This window comes from Stenotrophomonas sp. STEN083 (assembly GCF_056759195.1).
In genome coordinates this window covers 1-223 of record NZ_JBRRCU010000129.1, presented here as the reverse complement: position 1 = coordinate 223, position 223 = coordinate 1, and the positions used below count along the sequence as shown (strand labels likewise).

Below are 223 nucleotides of genomic sequence, written 5' to 3'. Positions count from 1 at the left end.
ACCGACGGTGCCCACGCCGGTTGCCAGCTTCACCGTGGCCAAGCATGCGGCCGTGGCCGACAGCAATGGCAACACCGTGCTCGGTGATGCCGGTGACGTGATCACCTATACGTTTGATGTCAGCAACACCGGTACGGTGGCGCTGAGCAACGTGGTGGTGAGCGATGCAATGCTGCCGGGCCTGGTATGCACCATCGCCAACCTGGCGGTTGGCGCCAGCAAT

The 223-nt window shown here is 63.2% G+C and carries 1 protein-coding gene; it reads left to right on the top strand.

What is annotated here, in order from left to right; translation table 11 throughout:
* Window positions 1–223 (top strand): DUF7507 domain-containing protein (locus ACVOK8_RS19175; RefSeq protein WP_481568204.1); only part of this gene is annotated, 223 nt, incomplete at both ends.